General features: G+C 52.6%; 2 protein-coding genes. Both read right to left on the bottom strand.

The window, feature by feature from the left end; genetic code table 11:
* Nucleotides 1-81: 81 nt before the first annotated feature.
* Nucleotides 82-384, bottom strand: a complete 303-nt coding sequence (locus AB7849_RS19480; protein WP_008217156.1) for a putative quinol monooxygenase — start codon at nucleotides 382-384, stop codon at nucleotides 82-84.
* Nucleotides 385-516: 132 nt separating this feature from the next.
* Nucleotides 517-1005, bottom strand: a complete 489-nt coding sequence (locus AB7849_RS19475; RefSeq protein ID WP_157618234.1) for a hypothetical protein — start codon at nucleotides 1003-1005, stop codon at nucleotides 517-519.
* Nucleotides 1006-1268 lie beyond the last annotated feature (263 nt).

The raw sequence follows: 1268 nt of genomic DNA, 5'->3' as shown, positions 1-1268 counted from the left end.
GGCAGTCGCCTGAAAGCCCAAGGCAAAAGCGTCATGCGCCTGGGGTTGACGGGAAGTCTCTTACGGAATTGTTAGGCTTGCTTAGCCGGGTAGCTTTGCCGCAAGTACGTCAACTTTCTCGATGGACGGCGGCTCGGAGAACAACTCACCGGCCTTTGCCATTAACGCTGCTGCGACCTTGCCGGAGAGATGGGCTTGCCGACCCGCTTCATTCGGAAAGGCATCAAAGATTCCGAAAGTACTTGGCCCAAGGCGAATGCCAAACCAAGCAGTGGTGGCAGGCTCCTCATTGACAATGGGAAGACCGCCCATAAGGAAGCTCTCCACCTCTTTCTCTTTTCCGGGTTTCGCTTCAAGGCGAACGAACAACGCTACTTTGACCACGATATGTCTCCTGTTGTTGTAACGACATCACGATACGCCATGTTCTCTTGCAAGCCTAACGCTCGAAATCAGCGGCGCCGACCCGCGTAGCGGGTTGGCGTCCGCTGGATTGAGTTGTTAGGCGGAAACACTTTAGTACAGGTCCAAATTTGGTTTCGCCGCCTCATAAATATCCATCTCGGATTTCCCTTGATCTATAAGTTGGCAATACTTGTTTGTGTTTGAGTGGATTTCTGTTCCGCACTTCTCCTGCCAAAGCGAAACCGATTTGCACCTGTTTTCCAATTCCGTATAGTCGTTAGGTTCGGCGTATTTGATCGTCTCGAAGAACCTCTCGAAGTCTCGTTCGGTGGGTTGCTCTTGAACTAGAGTTGCTCCGGATAACTTTTCGTAAACAAACGGGCTCGCACCAACGTACGCGCCCATTCTGTTCTTTGCATTAACAAAGCCGCAGACAGCCCCAGTTTTCGGATTCTCATAAACCGACTCAAACTGACCGCTGCTCGGGTCGATCAGATGTTTTCGTACTTCGCGCTTGGCTTCATTCGTAGCGCCAGGCAGTTGCTCACAGGATGTGAGCGTCAGCACCGTAAGCGCAATTACCACGATGAAACATTTCATAAACCCTCCTTGCCCCTGCATTTCCGCCTAACGCTTGAGTTAAGCGGCGGCGAAGCCGTCCGCCTTGAACGAACTGTTAGGCCAACCTGATGCCCCAAGACGAATGAAGAAGCCGATCATGCTAGCTCTCCACAATGGGATCGTTTGGAGCGTGAGAAGCCGCCAGCCTTGCCGATTGGATGGCCTTTAGCAGGCTGTTGAGAAACTCTCGCCCGAGCCGACTGTCATAGGCTCGATCAATCGCAAGGCTTCCCCTCGATGCG

Origin of the sequence: Rhodanobacter sp. FW021-MT20 (genome assembly GCF_041107475.1) — a bacterium.
GTDB lineage: Bacteria > Pseudomonadota > Gammaproteobacteria > Xanthomonadales > Rhodanobacteraceae > Rhodanobacter_A > Rhodanobacter_A glycinis.
The sequence above is the reverse complement of the archived record's forward strand: the minus strand, read 5'-3'. Positions and strand labels throughout refer to the sequence as shown.